The sequence below is a fragment of the Parvimonas sp. D9 genome, assembly GCF_035282565.1.
GTDB classification, from domain to species: Bacteria; Bacillota; Clostridia; order Tissierellales; family Peptoniphilaceae; genus Parvimonas; species Parvimonas micra.
The window spans coordinates 127,208-146,795 of sequence record NZ_JAYKBM010000002.1; the positions used below are offsets into that span (position 1 = coordinate 127,208).

Consider the following 19,588-nt stretch of genomic DNA (forward strand, 5'->3'; position numbering starts at 1 on the left):
TCTTAGTATATAATATTCTTATATTATATATCTAATATTTCATTAAAAAATATTAGAATGTTTTATAAATTTTATTTACAGGAGGATTGTTATGAAAAAACTTTTTTCTGGATTTTTAGCATTATGTTTAGTTTTATCAATATTTACAAGCAATTTTATAACTAAAGCTGAAGATAAAGTCAGTAAAATCATTCTAACAATTAACACTTCCAAAATTTCGGGAGAAAACATTGATAAACTTTTAAAAAATGGAGAATATGAAAAAATAAAAGAAATAAATTCAAATTCTCTAAATATTGCAAAGGAAAAAATAAATGAAATTATAGGAGATTTTAAAGAACTATCTAGAGACGAGTTTCTTTTGCCATTTATTTCATTCGAAGCAACTAAGACTCAAATAGCCAAGCTAAAAAATTTAGACTTTATTAAGAGAATTGAACAAGATACTGAATATGAAGTTGATTTGAAACCGAATACTGCAAAACCTACACCTCGAAGTGCTGCACATGCAACAAAGTTAATCGGTATTGATGATGATTTTTTAAAAAAATATGATGGACGTGGAGAAGTTGTAGGAGTTATTGATACAAACTTTGATCCAACTCATGAGGTTTTTAAATTGGATAAAGATATTACTCCTGCAATAACAAAAGAAGATATTAAAAAGCTAGTGAAACACAAAAATGGAGAAAATAAAAATTTCACTGAAGATAAGGTTTATTTTAATTCTAAAGTTCCACTAGCATATCATTATATAAATGAAAACTCAAACTTAAATCCTGAAAAAACAGAAGAAGGACATGGACAACATGTTGCTGCTGTTATTGGTGGAAGCCAAACTAAAATCAAGAATAAATATAATTGGCGTGGAGTTGCTCCTAATTCACAACTTTTAATGATGAACTGTTTTGTGAATGAAGGAACATCCTCAACTTATTATATAAAAGCTATAAGTGATGCTGTTTATTTAAGAGCAGCTGCAATAAATATGAGCCTTGGAAAACCTAAAGGAACTATAAGAACTCATAATGAAAGAGATAAAAGCGTCGCAGAGATAATTGACAAAGCAACTTCTGTAGGTACAAATGTAGTTATTGCAGGAGGTAATGAAGGTGAATACCAAGGAGATATTTCAATAGATCATCCTGATTTTGGAACAATTGCATCTCCAGGAATTCAACAAAGTGCAATAACCGTAGCATCTGTTGAAAACAACGAATATATAGCAAAATATCTATCATTTGGAAATGAAAAAATAGTATATTATGAAGTTAAGGATAGAACTTTTAAAAGTAAAACTTTTGATATTATAGATTGTGGAGAAGCATTAGAAGGATCAATTCCTTCTAATGTAAATGGAAAAGTAGCTCTTGTTAAACGTGGTGGAGATACTTTTAATAACAAAATTAAAAGATTAGAAGATGCCGGAGCAATTGGAGTTATAATTTATAACAATGTACTAGGTTCTTTTTCAATGTCTTTAGATAATTCTACAACAATTCCAGCAATTGGTATATCTATGGAAGATGGAGAAAAATTAAAGGCAAAAACTCCAACTCAAGTTACTGTTTCAAGCGAAGAAGACTTAGTTAAAAATCCCTTAGAAGGAAGAATGAGTAGTTTTTCTAACTGGGGACTTACTTCAGACGGGATTCTAAAGCCTGATTTAACTGCTCCGGGTGGACATATATACTCTGCAAAAAACGGTTCAGGATTTGTTGAAATGAGTGGAACTTCAATGGCTACTCCTCACGTTTCAGGTGCTGTTGCCCTTGTTTCTCAAAGTTTAAAAGAAAGATCAGAATTTAAAAACTTAAGTGTAGCTAATAGAGGAAAATTAATTAAGACAATACTTATGAATTCTGCAAAACCACTTAATGATAAAGAAAATAATGTACCTGTCTCCCCTAGACATCAAGGTGCTGGTGTAGTTGATATGAAGTCCGCAACTGAATTAGACTTTACTGTTGTTGATAAGGATACAAATGTTCCTTCTACTTTTATAAAAGGAATAAATGATACTATTACTTTAAAATTAAGAATTAAAAACTATTCAAATCATTCAAAAGAAATTACACCCTCTGTAATAGTAACTGTTGATGAACATAAAGGAAAGAAAAATTTATTAAAACCTACAGAATTATTTACTAAAACACTAGAAAACGAAAAGTTTATTATAGGTGCTAATCAAGAAGTTGTTAAAGAAATAAATATTCCGGTTGAAAATCTAGAAAAACTTAAAGATTTTGAAAAAGGAGCTTTCATTGAAGGATTTTTAACTTTATCAGGTAACGATGGCAAAAAAGCTAATTTCCCATTTGTAACTTTTAAAGGAGATTTTAATAATCTTTCAGTAATTGAAAAACCTGTTTATGAATTTGATTTTAATAAAGAAAATCCAATGTTCTGGAATTTAAAACCGATATCAAATGCTTGGCACAGATTCATGACTCATATTGAAAGTAAAATTGATGGTAAGCCAACCGTATTAGGTATGGATAATTTTGATGAATTAAACGAATTAAAGAAGGCACAAAAAGATACAGAAATAAAACCGAAATTTAGCAAAAAATTAGTAATCAGCCCTAATGGAGATGGAAAATTAGATGAAATCAGCTTATACTCTGTTTTTACTAGAAACGCAGATGCAAGATATGAAATAAGAAATTCAGAAGACAAAGTTGTTGCTGAACAAAAAGATACAAAATTTTTCCTAAAAAATATTTCCGACTGGGCAGATAAAGAAGACTTAAATGAAAACTTCTTAGGATATACTAATATTGACATTGGAAATCTAAGCAAGCAAAAAGATGGAGATTATACTCTTAATATAATAGCTAAACCAACTATTGAAGGTTCAAAAGAGCAAAAGCATTCTATTAAATTTTCAATAGATAAAGAAGCTCCTAAATTTAAAGATGCTAAATTTGATAGTGAAAGTAAGAAATTTACATTTACAGTTGAAGATGCAAATGAAATAAAAAATGTTAAAGCTACAGGAATAGAAATGGTAGCACCTTACCCTCAATACCCTGATTACAAACAACCAAAAGAAGTTGAACTAGAAGTTAAAAATATTGGAGAAAATAAATATGAAATCCAATTAAAAGATGATTCAAATTTAAAAGATGTTAAAGTTACAGTAACAGATATTGCATACAATGAATATACTGAAGACTGTGAAATTATGACTTCTAATAAAAAACTTGGAAAGCTTGAAGTTGTTGCAACAACAGAAGATGGAGAAAATGTACCTATAAAGTATGATGTTTATGACGAATCTAATAAAATAGTAAAAAACACTCAAAAACTTAGAAATGGAAAATATACTTTTGTATATAAATTCTGTCCTATCGAGTATAAATTGATTGGAGAAAATACAAATCAAGAATTTGAAATAACTGACGAAAACTTAAATAAAAAAATAGAATTAAAATTTGAAAAGCAAAAAATAGGACAAAAAATGGTTCTTGCAAGAGGAACTGGCGATTTAGCTCTTAATGAATTTAAAATAACAGCTACAAATATAGATAATCCTAAGTTAAAATTTGAATTAAAACAAGAAGTTGAAGGTACTCCTCAATTTTTCTTAAATGCTCCTTATGGAAAATATAAAATAAATGTAGAAATTACAAATCCAAACAAAGCATTAAAATATGATTATGAACTTAGTACAAAAAATCAAAAAGATATTTCGGAAATAACAATAGATGAAAATTCATTTAAGAATAGAATAGACTTACTTTTCTCAGAAAGTAAATTTAAAGTTATTCCAATAACAAAAGGATATGATGGACATATTGAGTATATGGGAATGAATCTTTCAGTTGGTCAACCTGTAAATATTAGAAGCATTGGTAGAGGCCGTTCAGAAATAGTTCCTAAAGAAATTCCTAAAGGATATTATGTTGTTCCGGGTATGCAAACTGTAAAATTAACAGAAGAAAACCCTGTACAAGAAGTTATTTTTGAATATTTTAAGGAAACAGAAGAAGACAAATTTTCCCTATTGATTCAAGACAACGGAAATGAAAAAGGAATAAAAACTAAGTATAAGATTTATAACTATAACGAAAGATTTAATTTTGAAAAAGGTAAATTAAGCCTTGACTATACTCCTGGAATGAAGTTAAATCCGGGTTGGTATTGTATAGAAGCTCAAGAAGAAGAATATGGAGAATATAAAGCTCAAGCTAATGAACCTACTCCTACTTACAACTTAAAAGAAAAAGTTATAGAAGTTAAAAGAGGAGAAAAAAATGTTACTGTTGGATTTACCTGGGGCAAAAACAACGAAAACAATTTTATTGAAAAATATCCAAGAAAAATTAATGTAAACATTCCTGAAAACTATCCAAATGATGAGCTTGAATTGGAAATTAGAAAAAAAGATTCAGGAGAAGTTGTTGTAAAACATACTTACAAACAATCAGATGAGAATACTCATTCAGTACTTATTCCAAGCGGTTCAGGATATGATGTAGTTGTAACAAATTTAGCAAGTGGATATACTTGTCCTAATGGAGAAGCTTGGGTATTCGGTACGGAAGGACATCCAATAAATTTAAATATTACTAAAGAAGTTGTTGACGGAAAAGAAATAGATTTTAAGTTTAAAGCTGGTGATACACAAGTTCCAAATGTAAAATTTAAATTAAATGACTTAGACTTTAAATCTGGAAAGAATATAGTCGAATTAGGTAAATATAAAGTAGAAATAGTAAGTCCTGAAAGTTATAAAGGTAAAAATATAGACAAGGAAATTGAAATTACAAAAGATACCGGCGAAATTGTAGTTAATCTTGAAAAGATAAACAAAGGAAGCATTGATATTAAACTTGAATTTATTGATACAGCTAATAAATTAAGCAAAATTGAACTTGATGGAAAAGAAATTTCCCTATCAGGAAATAAAATTTCTGTTCCAATAGGAGAACATAAACTTGAAATTACAGATATTGACGGAAAAATTTCAGACTATGAAATCTCCCCTAATGCAGTAAATAATTTTAATTTAAGCCTAGAAAATCCTGATCAAGTATTTAATTTCAAAATTAAAAGAAAACCAAGCAGTATAGATATTACAGAATTGAAATCATTAGTTGAAGAAAGCAAAAAAATTAAGGAATCAGAAAAATATCTAAATGCTATTGATGAATTAAAAGAATTATATGATAATTCAATAAAAGCAGGTCAAGAATTAATTGAAAACGAAAATAGTAGAAATGAATTTACAGTTAAGAAGGCTGTAGAAGATATTAAACTTGCAAAAGATTCTTTAGACGGAGATAAACCTCATGCAAAACTTGTTAAAAAACTTAACGATTTAATTGTTGAAAAAGACTTAATTTCAGAAGGTCATTTATACATTAATTCTGATGAAGAAGATAATGAAGCATATTTGGAAGCTATTGAAAATGCTAAAAACTTATTAAAAGTAAATTTCAAATTAAATGAACTTGAAACTGCTATTAAAGATATTGAAAATGCTAAAGCAACAATGGGATATGTGATTAAAATCAAGGTTAACGGTGATGACATACCAAAAGATTTAAAAATTAAAGCTATTAATGTAGTTACAGGAGAAGAAGTTGAGCTTGAAAACAAAGGTAATTCTTTTGAAAAAGCTGTTTTACTTGGAAAATATAAAATAAAAGTAGAAATAAATGACAACTACAATATTGATAAAAATAATTTTGAAGTTGAACTTACAAAAGATAAATCAGCAGAAGATTCTATAGCAATTTCTAAAAAAGAAAAACCTCAAAATCCTGATGACACTCCAAACAAAATAGAATTCCAATATGGAGATAATCAAACAGTAACAGTTGGAGGAAAAATATCTGATATCAAGATTAGCGAAGATATTTCAAAATTTGTTAGAGTTTTAGTTGATGGAAAAGAATTAGGTAAAGAGTTTTATTCAGCTACAAAAGGAAGTACAGTTATAAAATTCAACGATAACTTTGAACCTACTTTATCAATTGGTATACACAAACTTGTATTTGAATTTACAACAGGTAAAATAGAAACATCTTTAACAATAGTTAAAAAAGATGATGTACCTAGCGATAACAATAATAACACTAGACCTGACCATAAACCTGATAATTCAACAGACAACAAAAATGATAACAAAACTAATAAAATCAAAAACAAATTAGTAAAAACAGGAATTTCAAATAATTCAATAATAATTTTAGTGTTGTCAGCTATTCTATTAGGCATATTAACTCTTCACAAAAGAGTAATAAAATAAGTAATCTAAAAGGAAGTGCGTTTTATCACTTCCTTTTTTTCTTACTTACCTATTTTTTCTTCTCTTCCGTAGTAGAAAAGATATTGTTGTGCATATCCTGCATATTTTCCAAATATTCTATCTGCTTCTTTTGAAATTTTTTTCACTGGAGTTTCTTCTTTTATAAATAGTTCTTCCATTACTCTCTTAATCCAAACATCAACCGGAAAAACTTCTCCTCTTTTATATGAAAAAAGCATTATACAATCTGCAACCTTATTTCCAACTCCTGAAAATTTTAATAATTCTTCTCTTAAAATATCAGTTTCTAAATTTTCAAAATTATCTAGATCAATTTTTTCATTTAAAATCATATTTACAGTATCAAAAATTCTCTTATCTCTAAAGCCAACTTTTGCAAATTCTCTTAAGTCTTCTACAGTAGCCCTACTCAATTCTTCAACAGTTGGAAAAGAATAGTATTTTCTATTTTCATCTTCACATATAAACTTTCCATATCTCATAGAAATTACTTCAATAGATTTTTTTATTCTAGGAATCATATTATTGGCTGAAATTATAAAACTTATTATCATTTCAAAATGGTTTTGATTTAAAATCCTGATACCCTCTCCGTATTCCATTGCCTTTGGTAAAATTTCATTATTTGATAGTACTTTTCTTATCTCTTTATAGTCTGTATTCAAATCGAAATAATCCATCCAAATTTCGTCAAATTCTTTCAAATTAGTTCCTTTAAATATAACTCTGTCTTTTTCGTTTAAAACATTTAAAACTCTTCCTAAATGGACTGTTGTAAAACTTCCATCACTTTCTTCATACCATCTAAAAGCCTGCCCGCAAGTAAAAATAGCTTTTGCATCAAAATTTTCAATTTCTTCTAAAATTATTGAATTGTCTTTTTCATAAAGTTTCATTATTTTTTCGCCTTTGTTTTAGATTTATGTTGTTTAATAATTGCAGAAAATTTTTCAGCATTTTCTTTATCAAGAGGAATAGTTAATATTTCATCTTTTAAGTCTCCGGAAACTACAACTTCATAAAATTTATTATTTATAGCTCCCCATTTTTTTATTTTTTTAAATTCTCCAAATTTTCCATCAAAACAAAATCCGTTTTCTCCAATATATAATTTGTCCAGAGAAACTACAGAATAAGTTACACCTATCAATACATATACTATACTGTAGATGTCTTGAATTTTCACAGCATAGACAATTCCAAAGCCTACCAATGCAATAGATAAAGCAAACAATACTTTTCTTCCTCTAAGCTTAATAGTAGAAATTTCTCCGGACAATTTTTTCCTTGTTTGAAATATAGCTACTATTTTTTTAATTACAAATATTAAAACTATTCCAAATACTATTAATAAAAAATCATTACTTCCCATAAATCCTCCATATAAATTAAGTAGAAGCAAGCTTCTACTTAATTCTAATTTTACTCTGTTTCAGTTTTCTCTACATCAGTAGCTTCTTCTTTAGTTTCTTCTGTAGTCTCTACAGTAGAACTGATTTCATCAATAGAATCTTTTTTTTCAGCAACTGTTTCTTCTACAACTTCTTCTTTTTCTTCTTCAATTCCCATATATTTTTTATACATAGTTTCAAATTCTTTTCCACTTATAGTTTCTACTTCTAAAAGCCTCTTTGCAATAATGTGTAAAAATTCTACATTTTCACTTAAAACTCTTTGAGCAGTTGCATAAGCTTCATCAAGAAGATCTTTAACCTCTCCGTCAATTAGTTTTGCAATATCCTCAGAATAAGATCTGCCTTTTCCAAAATCTCTTCCTAAGAAAGTTTCCTCTTCTCCCATATCATAATTTATAGGTCCGATTTTACTACTCATTCCATAAGTTGTAACCATACTTCTCGCAAGTTTAGTTGCCCTTTCAATATCATTTGATGCTCCTGTTGTAAAATCTTCAAAAATTATAAGCTCTGCTGAACGACCTCCAAGCATCATCGCCAATCTTGATTTCATGGCATTTACAGTCATATATTGACTATCTTCATCTTGAGTATAGGCAGTAAATCCACCGGCTCTTCCTCTCGGAACGATAGTAATCATTTGAACAGGATCTGATAATGGTACAAATCTTGAAACAATAGCATGTCCTGCTTCGTGATATGCAGTTATCTTTCTATCTCTATCTGTTACAACAGCTGATTTCTTTTCAGGTCCTGCAACGACTTTTATAGCAGCCTCTTCAAAAACTTTCATGGTAATAGTCTTTAAATTATATCTTGCAGATAGCAAAGCTGCTTCATTACATAAGTTTTCAAGATCTGCAGGAGTAAATCCTGTTGTATGTTTAGCAATGACTTTAAGGTCAACATCCGGATCTAACCTCTTATTTCTTGTGTGAACCATAAGTATTGCTTCTCTTTCCTTCACATTTGGAATACCAACATAAATTTGTCTGTCAAATCTACCTGGTCTTAAAATTGCAGGGTCAAGTATGTCAGGTCTGTTTGTTGCAGCCATAACAATAATTCCTTCATTTACACCAAAACCGTCCATTTCAACAAGTAATTGGTTTAATGTTTGTTCTCTTTCATCGTGTCCGCCACCAAGCCCTGCACCTCTTCTTCTGCCAACAGCATCAATTTCATCAATAAATATGATACAAGGAGCATTCTTTTTAGCTTCTTCGAATAAATCTCTAACTCTTGAAGCTCCGACACCGACAAACATTTCAACAAAATCTGAACCACTTATACTGAAAAATGGAACTTTAGCTTCTCCTGCAACAGCTCTTGAAAGATAAGTTTTACCTGTTCCCGGAGGACCTACCATTAAAACACCTTTTGGAATTCTGGCACCAATATCACTATACTTTTTCGGCGATTTCAAAAAATCTACTATTTCTTGTAATTCTTCTTTTTCTTCTTCAAGTCCGGCAACATCGGCAAAGGTAACTTCATTTTTCTTGTCTTTATGGAGTCTTGCCTTACTCTTTCCAAAATTCATTACCTTTCCGCCGCCTTGAGCTTGTTTCATAAATAGGAACCAAAGAACTCCAAGTCCGACTAAAATTATAAGAGTAGGTAAAATCTCAAGATAAAATGGTTTTGTAGGCTCTGCCTTTCCATTATATTTCAATGTGTTATTTTCTACTTTTGACTTTAGATAATTTTCATAAAATTGGAATCTAAACTCTTGTGGTAAATAAGTTTTAAATTCAGTTTTGTTTTTATCATTTAATTTTCCGGTTATATATGAACCTTGAGTTGTTATTTCAGAAACTTCATCATTTTTAATTTTTGATACAATCTCTGTAACCGTATATTCCTTAACTACAGGAGCTGAAGTTTTTATAACCAAAAAATATACAGTTAAAAATAAGATAGGTATCAAATATATAAGATACGCTTTAGTTTTTTTATTCACGTTTTTCCTCCTATTATTCTATTTATAAACTTCTTCTTTTAGTGAAATTATATATGGAAGATTTCTATATGATTGGTTATAATCCAACCCATAACCAACTATAAAATCATTTGGAACTTCAAACCCCACAAAATTTCCAGAAATTTCAACAAGTCGTCTTTTTGGCTTATCCAACATACTGGAAACTTTGACAGTTTTTGCTCCTCTTTCTCTAAAATAATTTAAAAGGTATTTTAAAGTTTTTCCTGTGTCTATAATATCTTCAACTATCAAGATGTTTTTTCCTGTAACATCTGCTTCTAAATCTTTTACAATTTTCACAACTCCACTTTCAGATGTATTCCCATAAGATGAAATTGCCATAAAATCTATTAAAATTGGTAGATTTATATTTCTAATCAAATCTGCAAAAAACAAAGTAGAACCCCTTAAAATTCCAACTACAACGAGCTCAGATTCATCATTTTCATAATGTTTCGTTATTTCTTTTCCAAGTTCTTCAACTCTATTTTTTATAGTTTCTTCGTCAAATAATAGTTCTTTCATATCTGACTTAACGACACAATCTAATCTTTCCATAAATTCTCCTTTGATAAAACTCTGATTTTTATAATATCATCCTTTTCGTCTACTAAATATCTATTAGATCTTCTAATATTCGGAACCCATACAATATTATTTTCAATTTCAAATATGGGAATGTTTTTTCTAATATCTTTACTGACTTTTTCATCAATAAATATATCTTTCAACTTCTTTTTTCCAAATTCCAATTCTAAAAAATCTCCATTTTCTTTATTTCTAATTTTCAGAAAATCAAGATATTTTTTATTTATAAAAAGCAAGTCTTTATTTTGTTTTAGGTTTTTAAATTCCTCAAAACTTGACTGCTCTATAATTATATCAAAAAATTTCGTAGAATACAAAGAAAAATCTAAATTTTCAAAATAAAATTTCATTTCTAAGTTTTCAAAAATATTTTTATCATAAATTAGAAGCTTATCATATTCAATTTTAAAAACTACATTTTTTATTTCTATATATTTACCCGTTTTTGAAAAAATCAAATTATCTATTTCTTCAATTATTTTATAATTTATTCCATCCGGATCTTTGCTAATAAATTCAAAAAATTCTCTATACATAATGTTCCTGAAAGACCTAGATTGAAGTTTTAATTTTTCAATATAAACCAGTATTTTTTCTTTATTAAATTCCCATAATAATCCTTCTTTTGAAGCAATATATTCTCTTGAAATTGTACTATAATCAAAAGCAATATTAGATAATCTTGAAATAGCATCCAAAATTCTAGGATTATATTCGTTCTTTAGTATCGGAAATAAATTTAATCTGATTTTATTTCTTAGATACAATTCTTCAAAATTGGTTTTATCCTCTACAAAAGGTATATTATTTTCTTCAATATATTTTTCTATTTCATCTCTTGAAAAGTTTAAAATCGGTCTAATTAAATCTCCTCTTTCTGATTGTATTCCAATTAGTCCGTTTATTCCAGTTCCCCTTAAAATTCTCATAATAACAGTTTCTGCTAAATCATTTTTGTTGTGTGCCGTTGCAATATATTCAAGATTTTCAATTCTTTTTACTTCATCAAAGAATTTATATCTTAAAAATCTTGCTCCCTCTTCAGTAGATAATTTATTTTCATTTGAATAAAGAAGGACATCTTCTTTTTTGGAATAAAATTTCAATCCATATTTTTCACATTGAGTTTTAACAAATTTTTCATCTCTGTCAGCATCATCTCTTAAAGAATGATTAAAATGGCAAACAACTAAATTTAATTTTAGTTCATATTTAAAATAATTAAACAAGTCCAACATAGTCATAGAATCTTTACCACCTGATACGGCAAGTAAAACGCCGAAACCTTCAAGATTATAACTTTTTAAATTTTTCAAAAATTCATTCTTCATAAAAATTAAAAAACCGAGTAAAAACTCGGCTCCTTTCTTTCCTAAATTAAACTAATCATTATCCTTATACTTTACTACTATCTCATCTTTTTCTATCATTTTAAGTTTTTCTCTAGCTACTTTTTTAATAAATTCTTCAGTATCAACTTTTTTAAGACTATCTTTTGCTTCTGTAATTTCAGAATCCAACTTATCTTTTCTTTCTTGCAAAGATTGAATTTTATTATTTAATCTGTTTTTTTCCTTGACTTGATAAACAAAAGTCTTTCCAAAAACAATACAGAATATAAAAAATATTAAACTATAGACACGAATTCGACCTTTATTTTTCTTATTCATCAAGCCATCACCTCCATCTAACATAGATTATATAATAAAAGATACAATTTTTCAATACTCTTACAGATTTTCATACATTTTTTGTGCATCTTCTTTCTTTTGACTGTCAGTTATATCTAAAACTTTAATTTTAACTTCAGAATTTCCAAACTTTAGCTCTATAATATCTCCAACTTTAACTTCATCAGATGGTTTCATAGCTCTTCCATCTCTAAAAACTCTTTCTTTTTCACAAGCCTCTTTTGCAACAGTTCTTCTCTTTATAAGTCTTGAATTTTTTAAAAATTTATCAATTCTCATTAAATGTCATACTCCATAACAGAATCTATCTGATACTCTTTATTTTTTTCTCTACCCTTTAAATCTGTTAGCTCCATTAAAAATTGCATTGAAACAACTTCTGCACCTTGTGATTCAATTAATTTTGCACAAGCATTAATTGTTCCTCCTGTAGCAAGTAAATCATCAACTATTGCAACTCTATCTCCCGGCTTTAATACATCCTCACAGATTTCAAGAACATCCGTTCCGTATTCTAATGCATATTCATAAGAAACTGTTTCTCCCGGCAATTTTCCCGGCTTTCTAACAGGGATAAAGCCTACATTCAAAGCATAAGCGACAGCAGACCCAAAGACAAATCCTCTAGCTTCAGGTCCAACAATATAATCTATATTTCTATCTTCCAAATTTTTTCTCATAATATTAACGGCTTCTTTAAAAGCTTTACCATCACTGATTAATGTAGTTATATCTTTAAAACTGATTCCTTCCTTAGGAAATCCTTCAATAACTCTAATTTTTGATTTTAAATTCATAATTTCCTCCTAAATTTATATCGGCTACTCATTATATAACATTTTAAGTTTTTTTGCAATCATTTAAGACAATTTATTGAATTTAAAATATTTTTCTCTAATACTTAATCATTATTGTATTTTAATAAATCTTCTTGTAATTGTAAAAGTCCAAGCCTTCCTAAATGTGTAGCATCTTTAAAAAAATAACGTGTATATGAATAATTACTGTAATCAATCAAATTTATATTATTTTTTGCTGAAATATCTCTAATTCTTTTATAAAAATATTCTATCTCAGACTTTGGAACTCCGGTATAATCGGCCCAATGTCCTTGAAGTGGAACTAAAATTAAATTAACTTTAAAACCCAATTCTCTTGCAACATCTAAAAATAATTGTAAATCTCCATATTCTTCTTCACTTCTATATTTTGTATCTTTCGCAGAACCTTTTAGTTTTGCAAAATTTTTTCTAAAATTTTTATTAAAATATTCATTAAACATAAAAAACTTATTATCATTTGAATCTTTTTTTGCAGCCTTCACAGCCTCATCTTTAGCTTTTTCCCAATCAAATTTTTCCGGAGCTTTTTTATCATTTACACTATCATCTCTATGATATGAATTTAGAAATTTGCTATTTGCAATGAGTTTATATTTTTCAGCATTAGCTTTATTTATTGCTTTATCTAAAGTGTTATCTCTTTTTAATCCTTCAACCATCTTAGTTACAATAGCATTATTTTTTGAAAGTTCCAAAATTCTATTATATATTTTATCTTTTGTTTCTTTAGAAATTTTTTCACTCTTATATAAATTATACAAATGATCTATTGAAAATCTTGATTGAAATGCTTCCGGCTTTATTCCATTTTTTTCAAACCATTGCATAGACAATATCAAATTAACAGTTTTTACAGGTGATTTTTCTCCAATAGAACCTAAAGTTATAGCTTGAATTAAAGATTGATAAAATCCTTCTCCAATTTGCATAATATTCCTATCTGAATAATCTAAAAATTGTTTTGGATGTTCTTTCCAATCGTTAGTTACAATAAGTTCAGAAGAACCTAAAAGAATTATAGTTCCTTTACCTATATTTTTTGTTATGGCATCATGAGATTTATATTTATTTGGAGAATCATTATATCTTATAGAATTATTCTGAACGGATAATTCATCAAATTCTTTCTTCTCTTTTTTGGTATAAAAATGCAAAAAAGTAGAAGAAATAACTAAAGATAAAATTATTGCTACAAATAATGCTTTTAATCTTTTCATACATACTCCTAAAAATTACTATATATAAATTCTTTTACAACATTAAAATCATACAATACACAAAAAATTATAAGTGAGGTAATCATCAATGTGTAAAACGCAACTCTAAATATGAATTCTTTTGTTTCTTTTTTTACCATAATCTACCTCCTAATATTCGTAAAATGTGAACAAATTTTTCAGAAAATATAAAGAATCCAAACATAACTAAATTAAACGTAACAAAAATGGATGAATATTCAAACCATTTTTTATTTTTGTTAGCTTTATAAAATTTAGTTTTTTGAAATAGTTCTGTAAGTGCAAGAATAATTCCATGGTATAAACCGTATAAAAAATAACTTAAATTTAGTCCATGCCATATCCCCATAACTGACATATTTATCACATATGCAACCATTGCAGTAGTTAGCGAACTCTTAAAAGTTTTTCTCTTAAACATTGCAAAAACTAACCTACTAAAAATAAAATCTCTAAACCAATGTGATAAACTGATATGCCATCTATTCCAAAAATCTTTCATATCCTTTGCCAAAAACGGTTTATTGAAGTTCATTGGTGTTTCAATTCCAAATACCTTACTAACTCCCACTGCCATTAAACTATATCCTGCAAAGTCAAAAAATAAATAAAATCCATACAAATACATATACATCAATAAATTGGGAATCGTATAGTGTCTTTCAGCAACGATATTCATCTTATCAAAGATTAATTGTGACAAAATCATCTTATATACTAATCCTTGTAAAATGTATTCTATACCCTTTCCTAATTTATCTAAATACTCATTTTTACCAATTGTAGTTTCCAAGTCTTTGAAAAATCTTCTACTTCTATCAATTGGACCTGATGCAAGAGTTGGAAAAAATATCATAAAGGATAAGTAATCAACAAATTTTACTTCTTTTATTAAATTATCTTTAATCTCTATAAGTATTTGCATTACCTTAAAAGTTATATATGAGATTCCTAAAAATCCTAATTTATAATGCATCTTTGTAAAAGGTAATACACGAACTAAAACAAGTGGTAATAAACTCAAAATTATAAATATAGAAACTTTTTCAAAATTTTTTCCTGTTTTAAGTTTAAGATACATTTTTATCAATAAAAATTCATATATCACAAATATTATTAATGATATGAGTGAATTTATATTTTTTGAATAAACAAAAAAACAAAAAACAAGAGAAACTCCCAAGATATAGTATTTACTTTTCTTTTCTCTAATACCTAAAAATATCGCAGGTATAGATATTAAAATAAATACTAACCAGAAATTTAATCCACTAAAAAACTCCATTTCTACTTCCTATTGTTTAAAAATTCTATTATTTTATTTGGTGTATTAACTACTTCCTTATCTAATTCCATTATTCCTAAAGTTATTCCTAATTGTTCTTCAACTTCAACAATAAATCTGACAAGTCCAAGAGAATCCATAAAGCCTTCTTCAAATATATTTACGTCCGGTGTTTCTCTTAAATCTTCTTCACAAATATCTTCTAAAATTTCAAAAACTTTTTCTTCCATAATACTCTCTCCCTATCTATTTTCTAATATTTTCTTTAGTTCTTTTCTGTCGACTTTCCCGTTATTATTCATTGGTAATTTCTCTAAAAATTTAAACTTTTTAGGTATCATATAATTTGGAATATATTTTTTTAACTTTTCTTTTAAAAATTTTGTATATTCTTTTTCATCGTTAATGTTATTACTTACAATAAATGCTGTAATACTCTTTACTTTATTATCTGAATCATAATTCGGCAAAGCACAGCAGGAACTTACTCCACTTATATTTAAAAGATTACTTTCGATATCTCCAAGTTCAATTCTATACCCATTTAACTTGACTTGAAAGTCTTTTCTATTGGAAAAAAATAAATTTCCATCTTTATAATATCCTAAATCGCCCGTCTTATATGCTCTCTCGTTATTTTCAGTAATAAAAAATGCTTTTTCAGTTTGAACAGGATTTTTATAATATCCGCTACTTACCGTATCTCCAATAATGACAATCTCACCAATTTCATCATCTCCAAGAATTTTATCTTCTTCTCTTATTTCAATTCTACTTCCCCTTTTTACATCTCCAAGTGGAAGTATATCAAACTTTTCTAAAATCTCATCTGTAATTAAAATATCCGTAACACAAACAGTAGATTCAGTAGGTCCGTAAGTATTAATTACTTTTGCATTTGGAAATCTTTGCTTTAATCTTTGAGCTGTTTTTTTAGTCAAAACTTCTCCACAGAATAGAAAATACTCTATATTCTTTATATTTTCAGAATTAAATTCTTGCAAAGATAAACACATATCTGCAAATGAAGGTGTAGAAACCCAATTTGTAATGCCGGATTTTTCTAAACTTTCATAAAGTTTAGAAAAATCTTGTTGTTTCTCCTTTGTTATTGCAAATAAAGTGGATTCAGAATACAAAGACAAATATAAATCCATTACAGATAAATCAAAAGAAAAAGGTGCCTGATTTAAGTAAATCTTATTCTTTTCATTTCCTACAACATTATGTATCCATCCAATATAATTATTTAAATTATTATATGTTATTTGAACTCCCTTAGGCTTTCCGGTACTACCGGATGTAAAAATTATATAAACAATATCTTCCGGTTCAATTTTATATAAGCCGTCATTTGAGATATCATCATATTTTTCATCATTAATAATATCTAAAATATCTTCTTTATCTAAAATGCTAAATTTTTCATCAACAATCAAATCTTCTGTAAAAATTGAAAATTTTGAATTCGTTATAGTCAACACATCCTCAACTCTATTTCTGGTAAAAGAAATATCCATAGGACAATAAGGATGTCCTGATTTTGTACAGGCCAAAAAACTGACCAACATTAAAAAATCTTTATGTCCATAAACAGCAATTGCATCTTTATTTCCGACCCCAAAATTTTTTAAAATATATTTTGCAAGTCGATCCGAATACAACATAAGTTCCCTGTATGTAATGGATTCATCATCACAAATATAGGCAATTTTTTCTGAATTTTTATAATTATTGAAACTATCTAAATACCCCACAAAGCTCCCCCAAATCACTAAAAATTATAAAGTATATCCTTTTTTAATAATAATTAATAAATAATTATTTTATTATATTTCATATTTTAAAGAACTGTCAAAAGTGAAAAATATGATATAGTATTTTTCAACATAAAAACAGATTCCAAATAAAATATTCCACAATACATTTACATTCTATAATATGAACTTTAAATAAACCTAAAATAATATACTAAATCAACTTCTATTTTCATAAATTATATTATATCAAAATTATAAAAAAAACAAAACCCCAAAAAAGTTCAGATAATGAAAAACAAACCAATTTTTATAAAAAAAATACTGATGCTCTCACATCAGTATAAAAAATCTTATTAAACAGCAGCTATTGCTTCTATTTCTATTAAAGCATCTTTTGGTAATTTAGCAACTTGAACTAATGCTCTGGCCGGTTTATGATTACCAAAGAATTCAGCATAAACTCCATTAATTGCTTCAAAATCATTCATATCTTTTACAAAAACATTAACTTTAGCAATACTTTCTAAACTTCCGCCACCTGCTTTTATAATTTCTAAAACATTAGTTAAACTTGCAAGTGTTGCTGCCTTTATTTCAGTTTGTAATTCTCCATTTGTAATTGGTAATTGTCCGGAAACAAATATTAAATTACCAACCTTTCCAGCTTGTGAATAAGGTCCGATTGCCGCTGGAGCCTTATCAGTTTTTAAAAATTCTACGCTCATTTTCTTACCTCCTAAATCTATGCCCACAATCTTTCAAGATTGTAATAGCTTCTATAATCTTTTGTCATAATATGAACTACAATTTCTCCACAGTCCAACAAAATCCAATTTCCATCTTTATATCCTTCTGTACTTAAACAGTCCATATTATTCTTTTTTAATTGGAACTCAATTTCATCACAAATAGCTTGATTATGATTAACTGCACTACCGGTTGCGATAACAAAATATTCGGCAATTGATGACTTACCTTTCAAATCAATGCTTACAACATTTTCTGCAATCTTATCATCCAATGCTTTCAATATAATATCAAGTTTTTCCATAAAATCACCTCATATTTACTAAATAATCTCTTGCTTTAACAGACAAAGGATGAACTTTTTGAGATTTTTTTCTTAAATATTCAAAACTATCGTTTAAAAACTTTATTATAGCCTTATCAATATCATAATCTGCAATTTTTCTAAGCTCCTCTACTGTATCATACTCTCTATTAGGTTCAATTTTATCAGATATAAATAAAATCTTTTCAATTAAAGACATATTTTCTCTTGCCGTTGTATGATAACGAACTGCTGAAATTATTTCATTATCAGAAATACCATACAAATTTTTACAAACAGCTGCACCTATTGGAGCATGTTGAATTTTCGGATTATTTTTTTCTTCAATATCCAATATTATATCAGAATTTACTTTTTTATTCAACATATAATATTCTTCCAAATTTTTTGCACAATCGTGCACAAGTCCGGATAAATAAGACTTATGTTCATCAACATTATATATTTTAGCAAGTCTTTTACAATATTCTGCAACCCTTAAAGAATGTTCATATCTATTCTTTGAAAGTTTTTTTTCTAAATCTTTTTTTATCTTCATTAAATCAAAATAATTAAGTTCTTCATAAATATATTTACTTACCTTTTCAGGAACAAGATATCTTATAGATTTTTTTTCATTAATTCTATCTCTAATTTCGGTAGATGAAATAGAAATAACAGAATTTTTAATTATATTAATATCGTATTTTTCAATTATTTCTCTATTTTTTTCTAAAATAGAATTATAATCATATTTTCTTAGAAAAACTATAACTGAAGTGAGTTCTAAAAGTTTTTCATATTCATACCACGATCTTATATTTAAAAACTCATCATCTCCCATTATGAAATAAAATTTATCTTTACCATTGTAAAAATTTTCACTAATGGTATTATAAGAGTAATGAACTTTTGTAGGGTCATTTTCTACTAAAGAAATCTCAAAATTTTCATTATCTTCTAAAGCTAATCTTAACATTTCGACTCTTGTATCAAAACTAAATTTATCAACCGTTTTATGTGGAGGATTTGCATTTGGGAGAAAAACTATCTTATCAAGTCCCATTTCCAGCAAACAGTCTTCAGCAATTTGTAAATGTCCATTATGAGTAGGTGAAAAGCTTCCACCAAAAATTCCAATTTTTTTCATTATTCCGGTAACTCTATTCTATTTTCATCTTTTCTTTTTCTTCTGTAAATAACAAATTTATTTCCAATATATTGAACAAATTCTGCTCTAGTTTTTTGTAAAACTAAATCTACTATTTCTTTATTATCGTCTAAATTATTATTTAGAATTTTGATTTTTATAAGCTCTCTTTTCTCTAAAGCCAAATCTAGTTGTCTAATAGTTTCATCATTAACTCCATACTTGCCTATATTCATAATAGGTTCCATAGAGTGGGCTAATGACTTTAGAAATGCTCTTTGCTTTGGATTTATCATATTTTCTC

Annotated in this window: 18 protein-coding genes; 1 reads left to right on the plus strand and 17 read right to left on the minus strand. The window is 27.4% G+C overall.

Going from position 1 to position 19,588, the window contains the following annotated elements; genetic code table 11:
• The first annotated feature begins 91 nt into the window (after positions 1-91).
• Positions 92-6,259, plus strand: a complete 6,168-nt coding sequence (locus VJI94_RS02800; protein ID WP_324008256.1) for a S8 family serine peptidase — start codon at positions 92-94, stop codon at positions 6,257-6,259.
• A 41-nt stretch (positions 6,260-6,300) separates the two neighbouring features.
• On the opposite strand, the gene VJI94_RS02805 is transcribed toward VJI94_RS02800, so the two are convergent.
• The 17 genes from VJI94_RS02805 to yhbY all read right to left on the minus strand — a co-directional run bounded on the left by VJI94_RS02805 (position 6,301) and on the right by yhbY (position 19,580).
• Positions 6,301-7,176: a DNA-3-methyladenine glycosylase family protein gene (locus tag VJI94_RS02805; RefSeq protein ID WP_324008257.1), complete on the minus strand. Its 876-nt coding sequence runs from the start codon at positions 7,174-7,176 to the stop codon at positions 6,301-6,303.
• On the minus strand, positions 7,176-7,652 hold the full coding sequence (locus tag VJI94_RS02810) for a DUF5673 domain-containing protein (protein WP_314719972.1): 477 nt from the start codon (positions 7,650-7,652) through the stop codon (positions 7,176-7,178). Before VJI94_RS02810 ends, VJI94_RS02805 begins: the two co-directional genes overlap by 1 nt.
• Before the next feature lie 50 nt (positions 7,653-7,702).
• Positions 7,703-9,658 (minus strand): ATP-dependent zinc metalloprotease FtsH, encoded by a 1,956-nt coding sequence (gene ftsH / locus VJI94_RS02815; protein ID WP_029948624.1) that lies wholly within the window; start codon positions 9,656-9,658, stop codon positions 7,703-7,705.
• An 18-nt stretch (positions 9,659-9,676) separates the two neighbouring features.
• The gene (hpt, locus tag VJI94_RS02820) at positions 9,677-10,237 is read right to left on the minus strand and encodes a hypoxanthine phosphoribosyltransferase (protein ID WP_324008260.1); all 561 of its coding nucleotides are present in this window, start codon (positions 10,235-10,237) and stop codon (positions 9,677-9,679) included.
• The gene (gene tilS, locus VJI94_RS02825) at positions 10,225-11,598 is read right to left on the minus strand and encodes a tRNA lysidine(34) synthetase TilS (protein WP_029948622.1); all 1,374 of its coding nucleotides are present in this window, start codon (positions 11,596-11,598) and stop codon (positions 10,225-10,227) included. Before tilS ends, hpt begins: the two co-directional genes overlap by 13 nt.
• Positions 11,599-11,649: 51 nt before the next feature.
• On the minus strand, positions 11,650-11,961 hold the full coding sequence (locus VJI94_RS02830; protein WP_004833102.1) for an FtsB family cell division protein: 312 nt from the start codon (positions 11,959-11,961) through the stop codon (positions 11,650-11,652).
• Between the two features lie 36 nt (positions 11,962-11,997).
• Positions 11,998-12,237, minus strand: coding sequence for an RNA-binding S4 domain-containing protein (locus VJI94_RS02835; RefSeq protein ID WP_004833101.1), 240 nt, complete (start codon positions 12,235-12,237; stop codon positions 11,998-12,000).
• On the minus strand, positions 12,237-12,755 hold the full coding sequence (locus VJI94_RS02840) for an adenine phosphoribosyltransferase (RefSeq protein ID WP_004833100.1): 519 nt from the start codon (positions 12,753-12,755) through the stop codon (positions 12,237-12,239). The genes VJI94_RS02835 and VJI94_RS02840 overlap by 1 nt, the downstream gene beginning before the upstream one ends.
• A gap of 104 nt (positions 12,756-12,859) precedes the next feature.
• A complete protein-coding gene (dltD, locus tag VJI94_RS02845) occupies positions 12,860-14,017 on the minus strand; it encodes a D-alanyl-lipoteichoic acid biosynthesis protein DltD (protein WP_004833099.1) in 1,158 nt (385 codons plus the stop codon).
• Between the two features lie 8 nt (positions 14,018-14,025).
• Positions 14,026-14,157 (minus strand): hypothetical protein, encoded by a 132-nt coding sequence (locus tag VJI94_RS02850; protein WP_004833098.1) that lies wholly within the window; start codon positions 14,155-14,157, stop codon positions 14,026-14,028.
• A complete protein-coding gene (gene dltB / locus VJI94_RS02855) occupies positions 14,151-15,323 on the minus strand; it encodes a D-alanyl-lipoteichoic acid biosynthesis protein DltB (protein ID WP_324008262.1) in 1,173 nt (390 codons plus the stop codon). Before dltB ends, VJI94_RS02850 begins: the two co-directional genes overlap by 7 nt.
• A gap of 2 nt (positions 15,324-15,325) precedes the next feature.
• Positions 15,326-15,553 carry a D-alanine--poly(phosphoribitol) ligase subunit DltC gene (dltC, locus tag VJI94_RS02860; RefSeq protein WP_004833096.1) on the minus strand — a complete coding sequence of 76 codons (228 nt, stop codon included), beginning with the start codon at positions 15,551-15,553 and terminating at the stop codon, positions 15,326-15,328.
• A 12-nt stretch (positions 15,554-15,565) separates the two neighbouring features.
• Positions 15,566-17,080 (minus strand): D-alanine--poly(phosphoribitol) ligase subunit DltA, encoded by a 1,515-nt coding sequence (gene dltA, locus VJI94_RS02865; protein ID WP_029948619.1) that lies wholly within the window; start codon positions 17,078-17,080, stop codon positions 15,566-15,568.
• A 356-nt stretch (positions 17,081-17,436) separates the two neighbouring features.
• On the minus strand, positions 17,437-17,808 hold the full coding sequence (locus tag VJI94_RS02870; protein WP_029948618.1) for a RidA family protein: 372 nt from the start codon (positions 17,806-17,808) through the stop codon (positions 17,437-17,439).
• A gap of 17 nt (positions 17,809-17,825) precedes the next feature.
• Positions 17,826-18,134: a ribosome silencing factor gene (gene rsfS / locus VJI94_RS02875; RefSeq protein WP_004833093.1), complete on the minus strand. Its 309-nt coding sequence runs from the start codon at positions 18,132-18,134 to the stop codon at positions 17,826-17,828.
• Between the two features lie 4 nt (positions 18,135-18,138).
• Positions 18,139-19,284, minus strand: a complete 1,146-nt coding sequence (gene nadD, locus VJI94_RS02880) for a nicotinate (nicotinamide) nucleotide adenylyltransferase (protein WP_324008263.1) — start codon at positions 19,282-19,284, stop codon at positions 18,139-18,141.
• Positions 19,284-19,580: a ribosome assembly RNA-binding protein YhbY gene (yhbY, locus tag VJI94_RS02885; protein ID WP_004833091.1), complete on the minus strand. Its 297-nt coding sequence runs from the start codon at positions 19,578-19,580 to the stop codon at positions 19,284-19,286. Before yhbY ends, nadD begins: the two co-directional genes overlap by 1 nt.
• Positions 19,581-19,588: the final 8 nt, after the last annotated feature.